Here is a 16,494-nt window from a genome sequence, read left to right on the forward strand (position 1 = left end):
TGGTGCTCACCAGACTGCCGTCTTCCGGGAGTCGAGGGACTCGCGGATCGACGGCGCGGCCGTCAGGTCGTCGCGAGGGCGATCCCGAGCAGGAGGAGCGAACCACCCGAGGCGAGCACGCGCGCCGTGTTGGCGCGGACCCAGGCGCGCTCGAAGCCGCGCCGGGCGTCGGAGAGCGGACCGCCGGCGGCGCGGTCCAGTCGCAGGTTGAGCGGGATGCTGCGCCCGAAGGTGACGACGTACTGGAGCACGGCGAGGGCGAGGGCCCCCGCGACCGCGCTGGTCGTCGCGGCACCGGCGCCGCCGGCGAGCGCGGCGACCAGCGCGGCGGCGGAGGAGAGACCGCTGCCGACGAACGACAGGGCGAACAGCGGGTTCTGCACGGCGGCGTTGATCGCGGTCATCGCGCTGACGAAGGCGCGGTCGTCGGTCCGGCTCAGGCCCGGCATCACCGCGCAGGCGAAGGCGTAGAAGAAGCCCGCCGCCAGGCCGTTGGTGACGAGCGCGGCGAGCAGGAGCGGCACGAGGAGAGCGTCGGGCACGGCTGCCTCTCGGAGGGGATGGGCGGGTGGACGGTGCGCGGCGGACGGCGGAATCGGCCCGCGCGACCGAGATCCCGGCTGCACCCGAGTGCTGACCCGCCTTCCGGTGGGGTCGTCCAGGTGATCGTCCGGTGGCGGTCGACGCGGGGGTGAAGAGGAGGCTCGCCGCCGGATGTCCCGGCGAAGGTGGGTCTCGATACGCCCTTCGGGCTACTCGACCAGCATGGACCGCCCTCGGGGCGAGGGTGGCTCTCGATACGCCCTTCGGGCTGCTCGACCAGCGGAGGGCCGGGCCGCACCATGCTGATCGAGTAGCCCGCGGAGCGGGCGTATCGAGATCCACCGGCGCCGGAACAGGAGTCTGCAGACTCGCCGAGCTGGTGAGGGTGGGTCTCGATACGCCCCTGCGGGGCTGCTCGACCAGCATGCAGCGGCTGCTCGACCGGCGGCGCTACTCCGTCTCGGTGCGGGTCTCCGTCTCGTCGGAGGAGGTGATCTCGGTGTCGGTCTCGTCGGCGCGGTCGCGGAGCGCGTCGGCCATGGCGCCCGCGCCCTCGTCGCCGTGGTCGTGGTCGACCTGCTCGATCAGGCCGCTCAGCTTGTCGTCGTTGCTCGCGTCCTCAGCGCCGTCCATGACGGGGCCGTTCTGGGTGTCGCTCATGACTGCCTCTCCGCGCGGACGGAGGTCGACCGCGCGCCTCCGACGCTACGGACCGCGCCGCCGGAGCGCCCGCCCTTGACGCCGCGACCGCCCCGTGGGAAATGCGAACGGCCCGGCTCCCCCCCCCCGAGGAGGGAGCCGGGCCGTTCAGGCGGAGCGGGTCAGTTCTTGATCACCAGGGTGATCGAGGCGCTGGAGCCCACGTTGCCCGCGGCGTCCGTGGCCCGGGCGACCACGGCGTAGGTCGCGTTCGGCCAGTTCTTGCTGTTCGCGGTGAGCGACCAGCTGCCGTCGGCCTGCTTGACGCCGTCACCGAGCTTGGTCGAGCCGGACCAGAAGGCGAGGCTCGTGACCGCGACGTTGTCGCTCGCGTTGGCGACGAGGGTCACGGTGCCGGTCACGGTCGTCTGGCTGGCGGGCGAGACGATCTTCGCCTGCGGCTTCACCGTGTCGGCGCCGGAGGTCGGCGTCGGGGTCGGCGTCGCGGTCGCGGTGGGCGTGGCGGTCGGCTTCGGCGTCGCGGTGGCGGTCGGCGTCGGCGTGGCGGTCGCGGTGGGCGTGGCCGTGGGCGTCGCGGTCGGCTTCGGCGTCGCGGTCGCCGTGGGCGTCGCGGTCGGGGTCGGCGTGGCGGTCGGCGTCGCGGTCGCGGTGGGCGTCGCGGTCGGCGTGGGCGTCGCGGTCGGCGTCGGGGTGACGACCGTGCCCACCGGGATCGTGCTCACGCCGTAGCCGTAGTAGCGGCCGGAGACGGGACGCGTCGGGTCGCCGGCGAAGGTGCGGCCGCGGTCGACGGTGGCCGACTTGGCCTGGGCGACCACCTGGGCGATGACCTGCGCGGGGCTCTTGCCCACGCAGGATCCGCCGGCCGCGAGGCAGTCGAGGACGACACCGGAGGCGGCGGCCGTCGACATGCTGGTGCCGGTCTGGATGTACGCGTAGGTGTTGCCCTTCTTGGTCGTGTAGGGGCAGGTGCCGGGCGCGGCGATGGTGTGACCGGCGTCCGCGGGCGAGGCGAAGTTGCTGTTCAGCGTGTAGTTGTCGTCCTTGGTGGTCACGTTCGAGCACGGGACGGCCGCGAGCGAGCCCGGCTTGCCGTCGTAGTTCGCGAAGTTCGTGACGGCGAGGACCTCGTCGTAGGCGGCGGGGATGTAGGCCGACAGGTCGGCGGCGGAGTTGCCGGCGGCCGAGACCACGGTCACGCCCTTCGCGACGAGGTCGCAGACCGCCTGGTGGATGGTGTCGCCGTTGGTCCGCCCGCAGTTGCCGTCGTCGACGCCGTTGGTGGCGAGCGACATGTTGACGACCTTGATGTTGTAGGTCGCGGCGTTCTGCGACACCCAGTCGAGCGCGCACATCAGGGTCGAGATGCTGCCCTTGTTGTTCGCGTCGAGCGCGCGGACCGAGTAGACCGGCGCGCCGGGGGCGATGCCGACGGTGCCGGACCCGTTGTCGAGCGCGGTCATGTAGCCGGAGACGCCGGTGCCGTGGCCGTTGGCGTCCTCGGCGGTGCCGGAGCCGAAGCAGTTGACCTGCTTGGCCAGGTTGTAGTCGGGGTGCGCGCTCACGCCGGAGTCGATGACCGCGACGGCGGGTCCGGTCCAGTTGGTGACGCCGTCGCCGGCGCTGACCGGGGCCTTGTCGGCCTCCGCGGTCAGGACGTGCGAGGGCATGGTCTGCGCCTGGCCCTCGACCACCTGGTCGGCGGGCGAGAGGCCGAGGACGCGGCTGTCGGCGGCGAGGATCGCGTGCTGACGGGCGGTCAGGGTCGCGGTGAAGCCGGAGACGCCTCCGCCGTAGGACGCGTCGAGCGAGAGGCCGAGGGCGCTCGCGAGCGTCGTCGAGACGGCCTTCGAGTCGACGGTGACGACGTAGCGGCCGGCGCCGGTCTGCGCCGACTCGGCGGCCTGCGCGGGGAGCGCGGCGGCGCCGACGAGACCGGCGGTGACGACGGCGGCGGTGGCGGTGGCCGCGAGGAAGCGGCGCAGTCGGCCGGCGGGGCGGCGCGACGGGGTGGAGCGAGGGATCACGAAGGTCCTGTGTTTCTGTGCGGCGGGCGGGGCGGGGGAACCGGAGGGCTCGCCGGGCTGCGGTGACCGACGACCGACGGACGCTGGGAACGGCCGACGGAGGAGTGCAAGGGGATCAGGAGCCCAAGCTAGCGGTCCCAGGTTCGGGATGCACTACTCTTCGTGATTTCTCAGTGCGCTGGTTCCATGGGCGGGGCTGTGGAGGAGCGTGGATCTCGATACGCCCGCTGCGCGGGCTACTCGATCAGCTCGAGCGGGGCCGCTGCGCGAGCCGCTCGATCAGCATGCGCGGAACATGCTGGTCGAGTAGCCCCGCAGGGGCGTATCGAGACACGCGCCGCTCAGCGCGGGCGCGGAGCGCGCAGCACGCGGCGGTAGACGTCGATGGTCGCGCGGGCGATGGCGTCCCACTCCAGCGCGGAGAGGTCCGCGGAGGCGTCGGCGGCCACCGCGCGCTCGTCGAGCCAGGCCAGCGCGCCGTCGAGGGCGGCGGTGTCGAAGGCGCCGTCGTAGAGCCGCACCCAGTCCGGGCCGACCAGCGCGGCCAGCTCGTGCATCGCGCCGAGGTCGGGCACCAACACCGGCCGGTCGGCCGAGACCGCGAGGATCGCCGAGCCGGAGTTCTGGATCGCCGAGTAGGGCAGCACGACCAGGTCGCTCGCCCGCAGCCAGAGCGCCATCCGCTCGTCGCTGAGGAAGGACAGCTCGAGCCGGATGCGCGCATCGCCGGCCGCCGCCTCCTCGATCACGCCGCGCAGCGGTCCGCGGGCCGGGTTGCCGGCGACCGCGAGCAGCGTGCCGTCGTCCTCGCGCTCACGGAAGCGCTCGATCAGCGTCGGCACGTTCTTGTACGGCCGGATCTGGCCGACCGACACGACGAGCCGCGCGTCCGGGTCCAGACCGAGCTCGGCGCGCGCCTCGGCCCGAGTCGCGGAGAAGTCGTAGTCGTGGCGGTAGTGCCCGTGCGGGGTGACGAAGGCGGGCACCGCCGCGAGCTCGGGGTAGGAGCGCCGCATCGCGGTCACGCCCTCCTCCGAGAGGCAGACGATCGCGTCGAGGTTCTCGGTCAGCAGCCGGCGGTACCAGTTGCGGAGGAACGGGGTGCCGCGCTCCTCGTGCGAGGTGACGTTGTGCGCGGTCCAGATCAGCCGGGTGCCGCGCAGGCGCGCGACGCGCAGGAAGGCGAAGAAGAAGACCAGCCGCGCGACGATCCGGTAGCGGCGGACGCCGCTGAGGAAGGTCAGGTCCGGCCAGTGCAGGTGCACCACGTCGACCTTCGCGACGAGCAGGCGCAGCCAGGAGAGGTCGCGCACGAGCACGCCCTCGGCGGTCATCGCCGTGTAGAGCCGCGCGTTGTAGGGGTTCGCGTAGCGGGTGCGGAAGGCCGGCTCGGCCTCGACCCGCAGCCGGCGGCTCCGGGCGTCCTCGCCCGAGAGCAGTCCGCGCACGCGCGTGCGCAGGCGGCCGCGCAGGGTGCGGGTCCCGCCGGGGATCATCGGGTGACCTCCGCCGCGCCGGTGCCGGGCACCCGGCCGAACAGCGTGCGCTCGGCCTCCGGGTAGCCCACGCGCCAGTCGGCCCGGCGCTGCCAGACCTCGGTCCAGGCGCGGCGCTTGCGGCGGGTCGCGGTCTCGAGCACAGTGCGCACGAGCGCGCCGGCCTGGAGCAGCGCGATGCCGATCCGCGCGGGCAGCGGCTTCCACGCCAGGCGGATCATCGTGGCCTTGCCGGCCATCACCATGCACATCTTGCGGCCGGAGTTGCCGGCGGTCGCCGCGTCGCGGGTGGAGGCGCCGACGTCGTGCACGATCACGGCGGTCGGCACGATCACCGGGCGCAGGCCCGCGCGGCGAGCGCGGATCGAGAACTCGGCGTCCTCGCCGTAGAGGAAGAAGCGCTCGTCGAGCCGGCCGACCCGCTCGTACTCCTCGCGCGGCATCAGCAGCAGGCAGCCGGTGATGATCGGCACCTCGCGCACGCTGTCGCGCTGCCAGCCGCCGAGCGACTCCGGGTCGAGCAGCGGGTTGCCGCGGAAGGCGGTGGAGAGCATGGTCGCGTAGGTCAGCAGCGACCACAGGCTCGGCGCGCCCCAGCAGGACGAGGGGTCGACCGAGCCGTCGGGCCGGAGGGTGCGCCCGCCGTACACGCCGTAGCGCGGGTTCGCGACGGCGAACTCGAGCAGCGCGCGGAAGGAGCCCTCGAGCACCAGGGTGTCGGGGTTCAGCAGCAGCACGAAGCGCTCGGTCGCCGCAGCGACGCCGCGGTTCACGCCGCGGGCGAAGCCGAGGTTGTCGCCCGCCTCGATCACGGTCGCCTCGGGGTGCGCGGCGCGGATCGCCTCCGCGCTGCCGTCCTCGGAGCCGTTGTCGACCACGATGATGTGCGGGGGAGTCGGCGCGTCGCCGAGCGGGATCGACGCGAGGCAGGCCAGCGTCTTCTCGCGGGTGTTGTAGCTGACGACGACGATCGCCAGGCTGGTGTCCACGGCCTCAGGCACGGTCGGCCTCCGGTCGCTGCCCGATCACCTTGGCGGGCACGCCGCCCGCGATGCAGTTCGCGGGCAGGTCCTTGGTGACCACGGCCCCCGCGCCGACGATCGCGCCGTCGCCGATGGTGACGCCGGCGACGACGACCACGTTCGCGCCGAGCCAGACATCCCGGCCGATCACGATGTCCTTCTCGATCTTCGGCTGGTCCATCACGGGCGTGCCCTGGACGATGCTGTAGTTGGAGGCGGTGATCGTGACGTTCGGCGCCAGCAGGCACTTCGCGCCGAGGGTGATCCGGCCGGTGCTGTTGCCGGCCCAGAGCAGCGAGTTCTCGCCGATGTGGGTGCCGGCGCCGAGGGTGATCCGCTCGGCGTTCCGGAACGACACGTTCGGTGCGAACGACACGTCGGCGCCGCGGGTGAGCCGCGGCACCTGGTCCGCGTGGCTGTACGCGTGGAAGTGCAGCAGGCGCACGGCCTGCAGGTAGGTGCGCACCTTCGTGAGGGTGCGCAGCGGTCCGCCGCCCTGGCTCATCGGCCGGCTCCGTTCGGTTCGTGGTCGTCCGGCGATCCGGCGGGGGTCTGCTCGGCGAGCGGGTCGATCACCGGGGCGCCGATCTCGGTCAGCGAGGCGGCGATGGAGTCGATGAAGCGGTCGGCGTCGAGGTCCGAGCGCACCGAGATCGCGATGTCGAGCCGCTTGGCGAAGGAGCTCGCGAAGACCGCGGCCTCGTCGTCCGGCTCGGTGACCGGCCAGAGGGTCATCGAGGCCAGCTCGGCCCCGCCGAACCAGCGCGGGCGCAGGAAGACGGGGAGGTAGGACGCGTAGCCCTGCCAGTCCTTCCGGCCGCGGGTGATGCCGCTCTCGCCGGTCTCGACGGCGAGCTGCACCTGCTCGCGCACGCTCGCCACCGTCTCCGCGAGACCGAGCGACACCGGCACGGCGACGCGCACCATCGACACGTGGTTGCGCTTGACCTCGTTCTTGTCCCGGCGCGGCGACACGGGCACGAGCGTCGCGATCTCGGCGCGCTCGGGGTGCAGTGCGGCGAAGGCGTGCAGGGCGAGCGCGACGGTCAGGTCGGCGACCGAGCCGCCGGCCGCGCGGGCCGCCGCCTTCGCGGTCTTGAGGTCCACGGTGAGGATCGCGGCGTCGCGCGGCTTGATGCTGCGCTCGAGCAGCCCCGAGCGGCGGATCCACCAGTCGCGGGCGGAGCGGATGTTGCGGCCGCCGACGCGGGTGATCCGCTTCTTCAGCGGCTTGCGCTTCCACTCGGTCCACTCGTCCGCGAGCGACGCGTGCGTCGACGCGATCTGGCGGCGGGCGGCGAGGGTCAGCGAGAGCGGTCCGCGGGGCGGCCGCGGGTCGTCCGGGAAGCGCATCGGCGCGCGGCTGTACGCCGGGAACTCGATCGGCTCGCCGGAGGTGAACGCCTGGATCAGCACCAGGCCGAACATCCCGTCGCCGAGCGCGTGGTGGATGCGCACCGCGAAGCCGAGCTGCCCGGTCGAGAGCTCGATGACGAGGATGTCCCAGAGCGGGCCCTTCGGATCCATCGGCCCGTTGAAGGCACCGGTGAGCAGCTCGACGTGCCGCGGGTCCCACTCGACGACGCCCGGGTGGAAGCGCACGTGGTCGCGGACGTCGATCGTGTCGACCGACACCCAGGACGGCGTGAACAGCCCGAGCGGCGCGCGGGCGAGCCGCTGCCGCACCGAGGGGGAGGTGCGGATGAACGCCTCCCAGGCCGAGTAGACGAGGTCGCGGTCGAGCGAGCCGTCCGCGCGGCGGAACGGGGCGCCGTCGACGATCATCGAGCCGGTCGGCCGGGCGACCTCGTAGACGACGGCGTTCGAGACGAACTTCTCGTCGAGGGTGCGCAGCGGCTCGGCGTGCGGTCGCCCGGTGGGGCGAGGGGGTCGGGTCATGGCGGTGCTCCCTGGTCGGAGGCGGAGGAGGGGAGCGGTCAGCTCGGGGTGCCGGCGGGAGCCGGGTCCGCCTGCGCCGTGCCGGGCTGGGCCGGGGTGGCAGGCAGGCGGATCGGCGTCGGCGGGTACTCGTCGACGAAGGTCGAGCCGGAGAGGCGGAGGTGGCGCGAGCGCAGGTAGCCGCGGAGGATCCCCTCGACCATCGCGAGCTCGTCCTTCGCGCCGCGGCCGCGTCGCTGGGCCGAGCGCACCAGGCGCCGGCCGCTGCGGACGGCGAGGGTCGCGGTGAGCCGCGCGCCGACCTTGGGCGACAGGCGCCACCACTTGCCGACGAGCGCGCCGAGCCCGAGCCCGTAGCCGCGCATGAGGCGGCGGTAGGCGACGGGGTTGCGGGTGTTGACGTGCAGCACGACGCTGTCGGGCACGAAGACGGCGGTGCCGCCCGCGGCGAGGGCGCGGCAGAAGATGTCGAGGTCCTCGGCGCCGGCGAGGTAGCGGCCCGCCCCGAGGGTGTCGTCGAAGGCGCCGAGCGTCTGCAGCACGTCGCGGCGGAAGGCCATCACGGCGCCGTGGCCCGCGTCGAGGCCGCGGACGGCGGAGCGGTAGACGATGCGGTCCGTCGGCGGCACGTCCGTGTCGACCAGGGTGTGGTCGAGCATCCGCCCGGTCGCCACGGTGACCCGCTCCTCCTCGAAGGCGCGCAGCAGCGCCTCGATCCAGCCGGGCGTCGGCGAGCAGTCGTCGTCCGTGTAGACCACGATCGGCCGGTCGCTCGAGTCGAGCCCGAGGTTCCGCGCGATCGAGAGGCCCTTGGTGTCGGTGCGCACGTAGCGCACGCCCGCGGCGAGGGCGACCTCGCGAGTGCGGGAGTCGGTCGACGCGGAGTCGACGACGATCACCTCGACCTCGGGGTCGGTGCCGGCGGCGATCGCCGCGAGCGCCTCCCGGAGCATGTCGGGCCGCTCGCGGGTGCACAGGATGATCGAGACGTCACCCGGGGTGAGGACGGAGGGGTTCACGGCGTGTCTGTCCTCGGCTGGTCGGAGCGGTCGTCGGAGTCGGCGGCGGAGCCCGTAGCGGCTGAGCCCGTGCCCGCCAGGTCCTCGCGGACGAGCACCATCGCGGCGCGGTAGGCGGCGACGAGGTCGATGCTCGCGCGCTCCCAGGTCAGGTTGCCGCGGTTGTCGAGCGCGGCCCGGCGCATCCGCGCGAGCAGGGCGCGGTCGGAGGAGACCAGGTCGATCTGCGCGGTGAGCGTCTCGACGTCGCGCGGCTCGTGCACGAGCCCCTGCATGCCGTCCTCGAGGTTGGCCCCGGCGGCGGAGGAGACCAGCGGCACGCAGCCGGCGGCCTGCGCCTCCGAGGTGACCAGGGCGCTGCCCTCCTCGATGGTCGGCAGGATCAGCACGTCGGCGCTCGCGAAGACCCCGGCGACGTCGCCCGTGAAGCCGCGCAGCTCGACGCTCGGCTGCTCGAGCAGCCCGGCGAGGCGCTCCTGGTAGCCCGGGGTGAAGTCGCCGTAGATCAGGAAGCGGCCGGTGCTGCTCGCCTTGGACTGCTGCCAGGCCTGCAGCGCGTAGAGCAGGCCCTTGCGCGGCTCGATCCGGCCGACGAAGACCGCGGTGAAGACGTGGTCCGGCTCGTCGCGCGGGTCGGGATCGAAGCTGCGGGTCGTGTCGACCAGGGCGCCGTAGCGGTGGCGGAGGAGCTTGCGCGGCGAGAAGCCCTTCTCGAGGAAGGTCTGCTCCACCGAGGCGGACGGGACGAGGATCGCGGTCGCGGACGCCCACTCGCGCTCCTCGCGGCGCAGGCGCACCGCGTTGTAGGTGTGCGGCGAGCCGACCGGGGGCGTGATGCCCAGGCGCTCGTACTCCTCGGCGACGACCTCGAAGGCGTGGGCGGTGTGCGTGTTCGGGGCCTCGCGGACCGCGGGCACGCCCTGGCGGGCGGCCTCGTCGAAGGTCCGGGCCGAGCCCCACGGCCAGCCGTGCACGACGTCGTAGTCGCCCTCGGCGAGGATCCGCGCCGTGACGCGGTCGTGGTGGGCGATCGAGCGGCTGCGGCCGAAGAGGCGGTGCGGGAGGCGGACGCCGCCGACCGTGAGGGTCGTCACGGCGCGGGCGACCGGGCCGAGCGACTCGGTGATCGAGGCGGCGACGACGGTGACGCGGTGCCCCGCGGCGACGAGCGAGCGGACCTGCTGCAGCGCGGTCCAGCCGATCCCCGGCGAGCCGATGCCGTGCGGGAACGAGTACAGGATCGACAGCGGTGCCCCGGCGGGCGCGCCGGAGGCGACGCTCGTCAGCGGACGGGCGTCGCGGTCGGTGCGGTCGTGCTCGGGGTCGTCTCGATGGTCGGGTGGGCCTGCGGCAGTGGTGGAGCACTGGTGCTCATCATCCATGCGTCTCCTGTCGTGAGGGCGGCGCGCTCAGGAATGAACGATAGCCACCATCCTCGACCACCTGAGAGGAACGCAAGTCCACTCCCGGCTCGGCGAGTCGTCGCTCCCGCAGACTTAACACAGCCGCAATACTTCCGGCATCCGCATGCCGTGGGTTATGGTCACAATGAGTGTGTCGGGGCACCGCACTCGTGGGGTCCCGGTTCTGTGCTCGTTCCGGCCCCATCGAGGCATGCCCGAAGGCCGGTGCGAAAGCAGCACCGCACCGCTCCGAAACCGCCCTTCGCACCAGGCTCCGTCGACACCTCGACAGCCGCAAAACCCGTTCCGCCATCACCGCCGTGATGGACGGAGGCGTTGCTCCAACGATTGCAGCAGCAATGCGACCTCCGAGCACGCGGCGCGTCGCCCCGAGGTACCACACCTCGCCGTCTGGAAGTCGAGACCGAGATGTCCGTCCCCCTTTACCTTCGAGTGCTCTGGAGCTACAAATGGCTCCTCGCGGTCGGCCTCGTGGTCGCCGTCCTGGCCGCCATGGTCGCCGGTTACACCGTGAAGGACGGTGAGATCGTCTCGCGCGCCGAGTCGGCGTACCGCTCCGACACCACGATCCTGCTCGGCGGTGGCTCGCGGAACCCGCTCCAGGCCGTCGAGCCCGGCCAGACCCTCACCGAGGGCCAGTCCGAGGCCCAGCAGAACGACCTGACGAACACCGCGGTCATCTACGCGTACATCGTCAGCGGCTCCGAGATCCGCACCCAGGTCGAGCAGGCCATCGGCGGCTTCGCGCCGACCGAGGCCCTCAGCGCCGTGCGCCGCACGACCCAGCCGGCCGGCACCGAGCAGAACCCGGGCCGCTTCAGCCTCCCGATCCTCTCGATCGTCGGCGAGTCGACCGACCCGGCCCGCGCCGTCCTGATCTCGCAGACCGCGACCCAGATCTTCCAGGGCTACATCACCGCGCAGCAGGACGCCCAGGGCGTCGCCCCCGAGCTCCGCGTCACCCTGCAGACCACCGACCAGGGTGCGGCCGTCGAGCAGGAGGGGTCGAACCCGATCATCCCGATCGCGATCACCGGTCTCGGCGTCTTCCTCGCGTTCATCGCGCTCGCCTTCATCCTCTACAACATCCGCATCTCGCGGGAGCGCGTCACCGCCAACCGCGGCAACCAGCGCCGCGGCGAGTCCTTCCGGCGCGGCCCGGCCCTGACCGGCACCGCGTCCGAGAACGGCCAGCGCCCCGCCGCCCTCGGCACCGCCCCCGAGAACACCGCCGGGCCGGGTGAGCTGGCCTCCTCCGGGAAGCGCAGCGCCACCTGAGGCGGTCGCAGCAGATGAGCACGCCGACGCTGAAGGGGACCCCGCTCGGGGTCCCCGGGAACGACGACCCCTACGCGGGTGAGATCCTCGTCCGCCGGACCTTCACGGTCCGCGCCGTCCTGTCGACCGTCCTGCTGGCGGCCGTGGCCGTCGCAGCGGTCTACTACCTCAATCCGCTGTACGCGGGGGCGATCCTCTTCGGGATCTCCTTCCTGTACCTGACGCGCAAGCTGGTCTTCAATTGGACCGGCGCGTTCATCGTCCTGCTCGGCGTGATCATGTTCATCCCGGTGCGCTACTACGCGCTGCCGATCCCGCTCGGCTTCGCTCTGGAGCCGTACCGGCTCGTCATCGTGCTGATGGTCGTCGCGGCGATCGTCGCGCTGATGATCGACCCGACCTTCGTCTGGCGCCCGGCCGCGTTCGGCTGGCCGCTGGGCATCTGGGTGGCGTCGAGCCTGCTCTCGATCGCCGCGAACGTGCAGTTCATCTCCGAGGGCGCCCTCGGCAGCGGTGTCGCCGGCGCGATCGTCAACGACCTGCTGATGCTCTCGGTCTACTTCGTCGCCCGGCTCGTGATGCGCAACGAGAAGCTCGTCGAGGCCTTCCTGACCTTCCTGGTCTGGTCGGCCGTCGTCGTCGCCTTCTTCGCGGTCATCGAGCGCGCGACGCAGCAGAACGTCTTCACGATGCTCGACAAGTTCCTGCCGCTCGAGCGCCTCGGCGCCGAGCAGGAGGCCTACCGGGCCGGCGGCTACCGCTCGTTCGGCTCGTCGCAGCACCCGATCGCACTGGCCGTCATGTTCACCATGATGATCCCGATCGCGATCTACCTCTCGAAGTACGCCCGCTGGCCCTTCAACGAGATCAACCGCCGGATCATCTATTACGGCACGATCCTCGCCCTGCTGCTCGGCGTCGTCACGGCGGTCTCGCGCACGGCGATCGTCACGCTCGGCGTGATGTTCCTGCTGACGGTCATCCTGCGGCCGAAGGTCGGCGGCTACCTGCTCCTGGGCATGGTGCCGGTGCTCGGCCTCGGCTTCGTGCTGATCCCGAAGATCCTCACGGACATGATCGGGTCCTTCCTCGACCCGGACGCGCTCATCGCCTCGCAGTACACCTCCGCGGGCATGGCGGGCGCCGGCCGCCTGGCCGACCTCGAGCCGGCCATGGCGATCGTGCGGGAGCACCCCTTCTTCGGAACGGGAGTCGGCAGCCGCATCGTGGTGGGCGAGGACAAGAACGCGTTCATCCTCGACAACCAGTGGCTGGGCACGCTGCTCGACGGCGGCGCCGTGGGCGTCATCGGCCTCGCCGTGCTGTTCCTCGTCCCGATCGTGATGCTTCTGCGCTACTCGTTCAAGAGCACCACCACGCCGCAGTACGCGAGCCTCGCGTTCGCGATCGCGGTCCTGCTGCTCGGCTACACGATCGCCGCGTACTTCTACGACGCCTTCGGTTTCTTCCAGTCCTTCATGCTCTTCTGGATCCTCCTGGCCGTCGGGGCCTGGGTGCTCACGGAGGCACCACGGAAGTCGACCCGCCGGCGCCTGTCGCCGGAGGAGGCGGGGCACGTCTCCGCCTTCACCCGCGGGGGCCCCCACATCCCGGTCGGGCAGCCCGCCCTCGGCTCGCACGTCGGCGCTCACGTCGTCCGCAAGCCGACGCAGATCGAGTCGTGAGCGCACGCGTCAGCGTCGTCATCCCCGCGCACGACGAGGGGGCGGTGATCGCCCGGCTCCTCGGCGCCCTGGTGGCCGGGGACCCGGAGGGCCGGCTCGAGATCGTGGTCGGCGCGAACGGCTGCACCGACGACACCGCGGCCGTGGCCCGGGCCGTCGATCCCCGGATCCTGGTGGCGGAGACGCCCCGGGCCTCGAAGATCGCCGGCCTCAACGCGGCCGACGAGCTCGCCACGGTCCTCCCGAGGATCTACGTGGACGCGGACGTCTCGGTCTCGGCCGAGACGCTCCTGGCGCTCGGCGACGAGCTGGCCCGCCCCGGCGGACCGCTCGCCGCGGCGCCGGAGTTCCGCGTCGACACCCGCGGGGCCTCGTGGCCCGTCCGGGCGCACTACTCGATCTGGGAGCTGTCCGACTACCGGGCCCCGGGCCTGGTCGGCTCCGGGATCTACGGCCTCTCGGCCGAGGGGCGCGGCCGCTTCGGCGCGTTCCCCGAGATCATCGCGGACGACCGCTTCGTCCAGCAGCTCTTCACCCCCGAGGAGCGGCTGACGCTCCCCGGCCGGTCCTTCTCCGTGAAGGCGCCGCGCCGGATGCGCAACCAGATCAAGCGCACCGTCCGCATCGCGATCGGCAACGCCCAGCTGGCGGCCTCCGGGCTCGTGCCCGAGCAGGCCGGCTCCGGCGGCGGCGGCCCGGTCGCGCTGCTGAAGCGCGTCCTGCGCCGGCCCGCCCTGTGGCCGGCCTTCCCGATCTACTGCTACGGCTATCTGCGACCCCGCCTCGAGGCGCGGTCGATCATCGCTCGAGGAGGCGTACCCGAATGGAACCGCGACGAGACGACGCGCGCGTGACGGGGTCGACCCCCGCGGGCGGCTCCTCCGCCCGCCACGGCACCACCGCGAGCGACGCCCAGATCGAGGCGGCGATCGACGACACCGCGCACACCACCGAGACGTTGGCGACCGACGCGATCGCGCAGTCGCCGACCGTGGGGGACGGGCCGAACCTGCCGCCCGCCTCGCCCAAGTCCGACCTCGGGCACAAGGCGAGCCGCGGGGTCATCCAGACCCTCGGCGGCCTGTGGGGCAAGACCGCGATCCAGCTGATCTCCACGATCGTGCTGGCGCGCCTGCTCTCGCCGAGCGACTTCGGTCTGCTCGCCGCCGTCACGGCGATCGTCGGCGTCGCCGACCTGGTCCGCGACTTCGGCCTGACCGGCGCGATCATCCAGGCCAAGAAGATGAGCGAGACCGTCTGGCGGTCGGTGCTCTGGCTGTCGGTCGCGCTCGGCGTGGTCGGCACGATCGTGATCGGCGCCTCCGCCTGGCTCATCGCCGGCATCTACAACGAGCAGGCGCTGGTCGTCCTGACGCTCGCCGTCGCGCCGACGCTCTTCATCAACAGCCTCTGCATGCCGCTCCAGGCGCGCGTGCAGAAGGAGATGAAGTTCGGTCTGATGGCGCAGATCGACGTGGTCTCGATGCTCGTCGGCGTGATCGGCTCGATCATCGCCGCGTTCCTCGGCTGGGGCGTCTGGTCGCTCGTCGTGCTGCAGGGCGGCGCGCTGATCTACCGGTTCATCGCGCTCTGGGTCGCGGCCCGGCCCACCTTCGGCCGCCCGCAGATCTCGCGCGAGGTCATCCCGCTGGTCACCACCGGCGGCAGCATCTTCGGCGTCCAGCTGCTCAACTACTTCGCCCGCAACGTCGACAACGTGCTGATCGGCGCGCAGCTCGGCACGGGCGTGCTCGGCCAGTACACCCGCGCCTACTCGCTCTTCCTGCTGCCGCTGCAGCAGCTGAACGGACCGCTCGGCCGCGTCGCGCTGCCGGTGCTCTCCTCGCTGCAGGACGACGGCGAGCGCTACCGCCGCTACGTCCGCGGCGCGCTGCTCGTCATCGGCTACCTCACGCTGCCGACCTTCGGCGTCCTCGCGGCGCTGGCCGGGCCGCTCGTCGAGCTCCTGCTCGGCCCGCAGTGGTCCTCCTCCGCGACGATCCTCTCGCTGCTGTCCATCGCGGGCATCGCGCAGGGCATCGGCAACGTGCAGGGCTGGATCTACATCTCGCTCGGCCGCGTGCACCGCCAGCTGGTCTACTACGTGGTCACCCGCCCGCTCGTCATCGGCTCGTTCTTCGTGGGCCTGTGGTGGAACGGCGTCGAGGGCCTCGCGCTGCTCTACGGCCTCACCACCCTGGCGCTGCTGGTGCCCGGCTTCTGGCTGGCGATCCGCGGCACCTTCGTGCGCGGCTCCGACGTGATCGTGCCCGTCCTGCGCCCCGCGCTCGTCGTGCCGTTCATGTTCGGCGCGGCCTGGGCCGTCGGCGCGTACACCGACCTGCCCGCGATCGTCCACCTGCTCGTCGGCGGACTCGCCTCGCTGGTGCCGCTGGCGCTCGCGATGGCGATCCCGGCCTACCGCCGCGACATGAACCAGATCCTCGCGTTCGTGAAGCAGGTCCGGAAGCCCAAGCCCAAGGGCCCGGCGACCCCTGCCGCGCCTGCCGCGCAGACCACCCCGGCCGATGGAGGCACTGCATGACCCGCACCACCCGCTCCCGTCGCGCCGGCGTCCTCGCCGTCGTGGCCGTCGCCGCCGCGCTGCTGGCCGGCTGCACCTCCGCCCCGGCTCCCGCCGAGACGACCGAGCCCGCCGCCTCGGGCGAGCTGCCCTTCGCGGCCGGCTCGATCGCCGCGCTGGGCGACTCGATCTCGGTCGGCGTGGCCGCCTGCGGGCAGAACAAGCCCTGCCCCAGCGCGTCCTGGACCACCGGCGAGGACGAGACGGTCGACTCGGTCGCCCGCCGCGCCGGCGAGTCGGTCGGCGCCGTGCCCGAGATCGAGAACGTCGCCTCGAAGGGCGCGACCTCGGCCGAGCTGCCCGGCCAGGCCGAGAAGGCGGTCGCCGCCGCTCCCGACCTGGTCACCGTCCTGATCGGCGCGAACGACGTCTGCCGCAAGAACAGCGCCGACATCACGACGCCGGACGCCTTCCGCGCCAACGTCACGACCGCGCTGACGACGCTCTCCACCGGCGCTCCCGAGGCGACGATCTTCGTCTCCTCGGTGCCGAACCTGCTCGACTTCTTCGAGACCGAGCGGACCGACGCCGAGGCCGTCTCGCGCTGGGGCGGCAGCTCCAACTGCAACTCGCTGCTCTACCAGCCCACGTCGGACGACGCGGACGCGCAGGCCCGCCGCGACAACGTCTCGACGACGATCGACGCCTACAACGACGTCCTCGCCGACGTCTGCGGGGCGACCGCGAACTGCGTCTACGACCAGGGCGCCCTGCACGACTTCGACGTCACCTCCGACGACATCTCGGACGTCGACCACTTCCACCCGTCGCTGGCGGGCCAGGCGAAGCTCGCGGACATCGCCTGGACGGCGCTGCTCGCGAACGCCTCCTGAGGCGCTGAGAGCGCCGCCTGCGCC

14 protein-coding genes are annotated in these 16,494 nt (G+C 72.5%); 5 read left to right on the forward strand and 9 right to left on the reverse strand.

What is annotated here, in order from left to right; genetic code table 11:
- Positions 1-62: 62 nt before the first annotated feature.
- The 9 genes from EDF17_RS00340 to EDF17_RS00380 form a co-directional block, all read right to left on the reverse strand.
- Positions 63-542: a DUF1772 domain-containing protein gene (locus tag EDF17_RS00340; RefSeq protein WP_208110554.1), complete on the reverse strand. Its 480-nt coding sequence runs from the start codon at positions 540-542 to the stop codon at positions 63-65.
- A gap of 451 nt (positions 543-993) precedes the next feature.
- Positions 994-1,203, reverse strand: coding sequence for a hypothetical protein (locus EDF17_RS00345; RefSeq protein ID WP_123444647.1), 210 nt, complete (start codon positions 1,201-1,203; stop codon positions 994-996).
- 161 nt (positions 1,204-1,364) lie between these two features.
- Entirely contained in the window at positions 1,365-3,230 is a 1,866-nt protein-coding gene (locus EDF17_RS19665; protein ID WP_166649563.1) for an Ig-like domain-containing protein, read from the reverse strand.
- Between the two features lie 341 nt (positions 3,231-3,571).
- Positions 3,572-4,726 (reverse strand): glycosyltransferase, encoded by a 1,155-nt coding sequence (locus EDF17_RS00355; protein ID WP_123444648.1) that lies wholly within the window; start codon positions 4,724-4,726, stop codon positions 3,572-3,574.
- Complete coding sequence (locus EDF17_RS00360) at positions 4,723-5,715, reverse strand: glycosyltransferase family 2 protein (RefSeq protein ID WP_166649564.1); 993 nt, start codon at positions 5,713-5,715, stop codon at positions 4,723-4,725. The genes EDF17_RS00355 and EDF17_RS00360 overlap by 4 nt, the downstream gene beginning before the upstream one ends.
- 4 nt (positions 5,716-5,719) lie before the next feature.
- Positions 5,720-6,253 carry an acyltransferase gene (locus EDF17_RS00365; protein ID WP_123444650.1) on the reverse strand — a complete coding sequence of 178 codons (534 nt, stop codon included), beginning with the start codon at positions 6,251-6,253 and terminating at the stop codon, positions 5,720-5,722.
- A complete protein-coding gene (locus EDF17_RS00370) occupies positions 6,250-7,647 on the reverse strand; it encodes a wax ester/triacylglycerol synthase domain-containing protein (RefSeq protein WP_123444651.1) in 1,398 nt (465 codons plus the stop codon). The genes EDF17_RS00365 and EDF17_RS00370 overlap by 4 nt, the downstream gene beginning before the upstream one ends.
- 38 nt (positions 7,648-7,685) lie before the next feature.
- A complete protein-coding gene (locus EDF17_RS00375; RefSeq protein ID WP_123444652.1) occupies positions 7,686-8,666 on the reverse strand; it encodes a glycosyltransferase family 2 protein in 981 nt (326 codons plus the stop codon).
- Positions 8,663-10,048: a glycosyltransferase family 4 protein gene (locus EDF17_RS00380; protein WP_123444653.1), complete on the reverse strand. Its 1,386-nt coding sequence runs from the start codon at positions 10,046-10,048 to the stop codon at positions 8,663-8,665. Before EDF17_RS00380 ends, EDF17_RS00375 begins: the two co-directional genes overlap by 4 nt.
- Before the next feature lie 450 nt (positions 10,049-10,498).
- On the opposite strand from EDF17_RS00380, the gene EDF17_RS00385 reads away from it, so the two are divergent.
- From EDF17_RS00385 to EDF17_RS00405, 5 genes are read left to right on the forward strand one after another with little or no spacing between them, the layout of a single operon-like run.
- Positions 10,499-11,368 (forward strand): hypothetical protein, encoded by an 870-nt coding sequence (locus EDF17_RS00385; protein ID WP_133671811.1) that lies wholly within the window; start codon positions 10,499-10,501, stop codon positions 11,366-11,368.
- A 14-nt stretch (positions 11,369-11,382) separates the two neighbouring features.
- Complete coding sequence (locus EDF17_RS00390) at positions 11,383-13,053, forward strand: O-antigen ligase family protein (RefSeq protein WP_123444655.1); 1,671 nt, start codon at positions 11,383-11,385, stop codon at positions 13,051-13,053.
- Complete coding sequence (locus tag EDF17_RS00395; RefSeq protein ID WP_123444656.1) at positions 13,050-13,907, forward strand: glycosyltransferase; 858 nt, start codon at positions 13,050-13,052, stop codon at positions 13,905-13,907. The genes EDF17_RS00390 and EDF17_RS00395 overlap by 4 nt, the downstream gene beginning before the upstream one ends.
- Entirely contained in the window at positions 13,877-15,598 is a 1,722-nt protein-coding gene (locus EDF17_RS00400; protein WP_123444657.1) for a lipopolysaccharide biosynthesis protein, read from the forward strand. Before EDF17_RS00395 ends, EDF17_RS00400 begins: the two co-directional genes overlap by 31 nt.
- Positions 15,595-16,470, forward strand: coding sequence for a GDSL-type esterase/lipase family protein (locus EDF17_RS00405; protein WP_123444658.1), 876 nt, complete (start codon positions 15,595-15,597; stop codon positions 16,468-16,470). The genes EDF17_RS00400 and EDF17_RS00405 overlap by 4 nt, the downstream gene beginning before the upstream one ends.
- Positions 16,471-16,494 lie beyond the last annotated feature (24 nt).

The organism is Rathayibacter sp. PhB1, assembly GCF_004362935.1.
GTDB lineage: Bacteria > Actinomycetota > Actinomycetes > Actinomycetales > Microbacteriaceae > Rathayibacter > Rathayibacter festucae.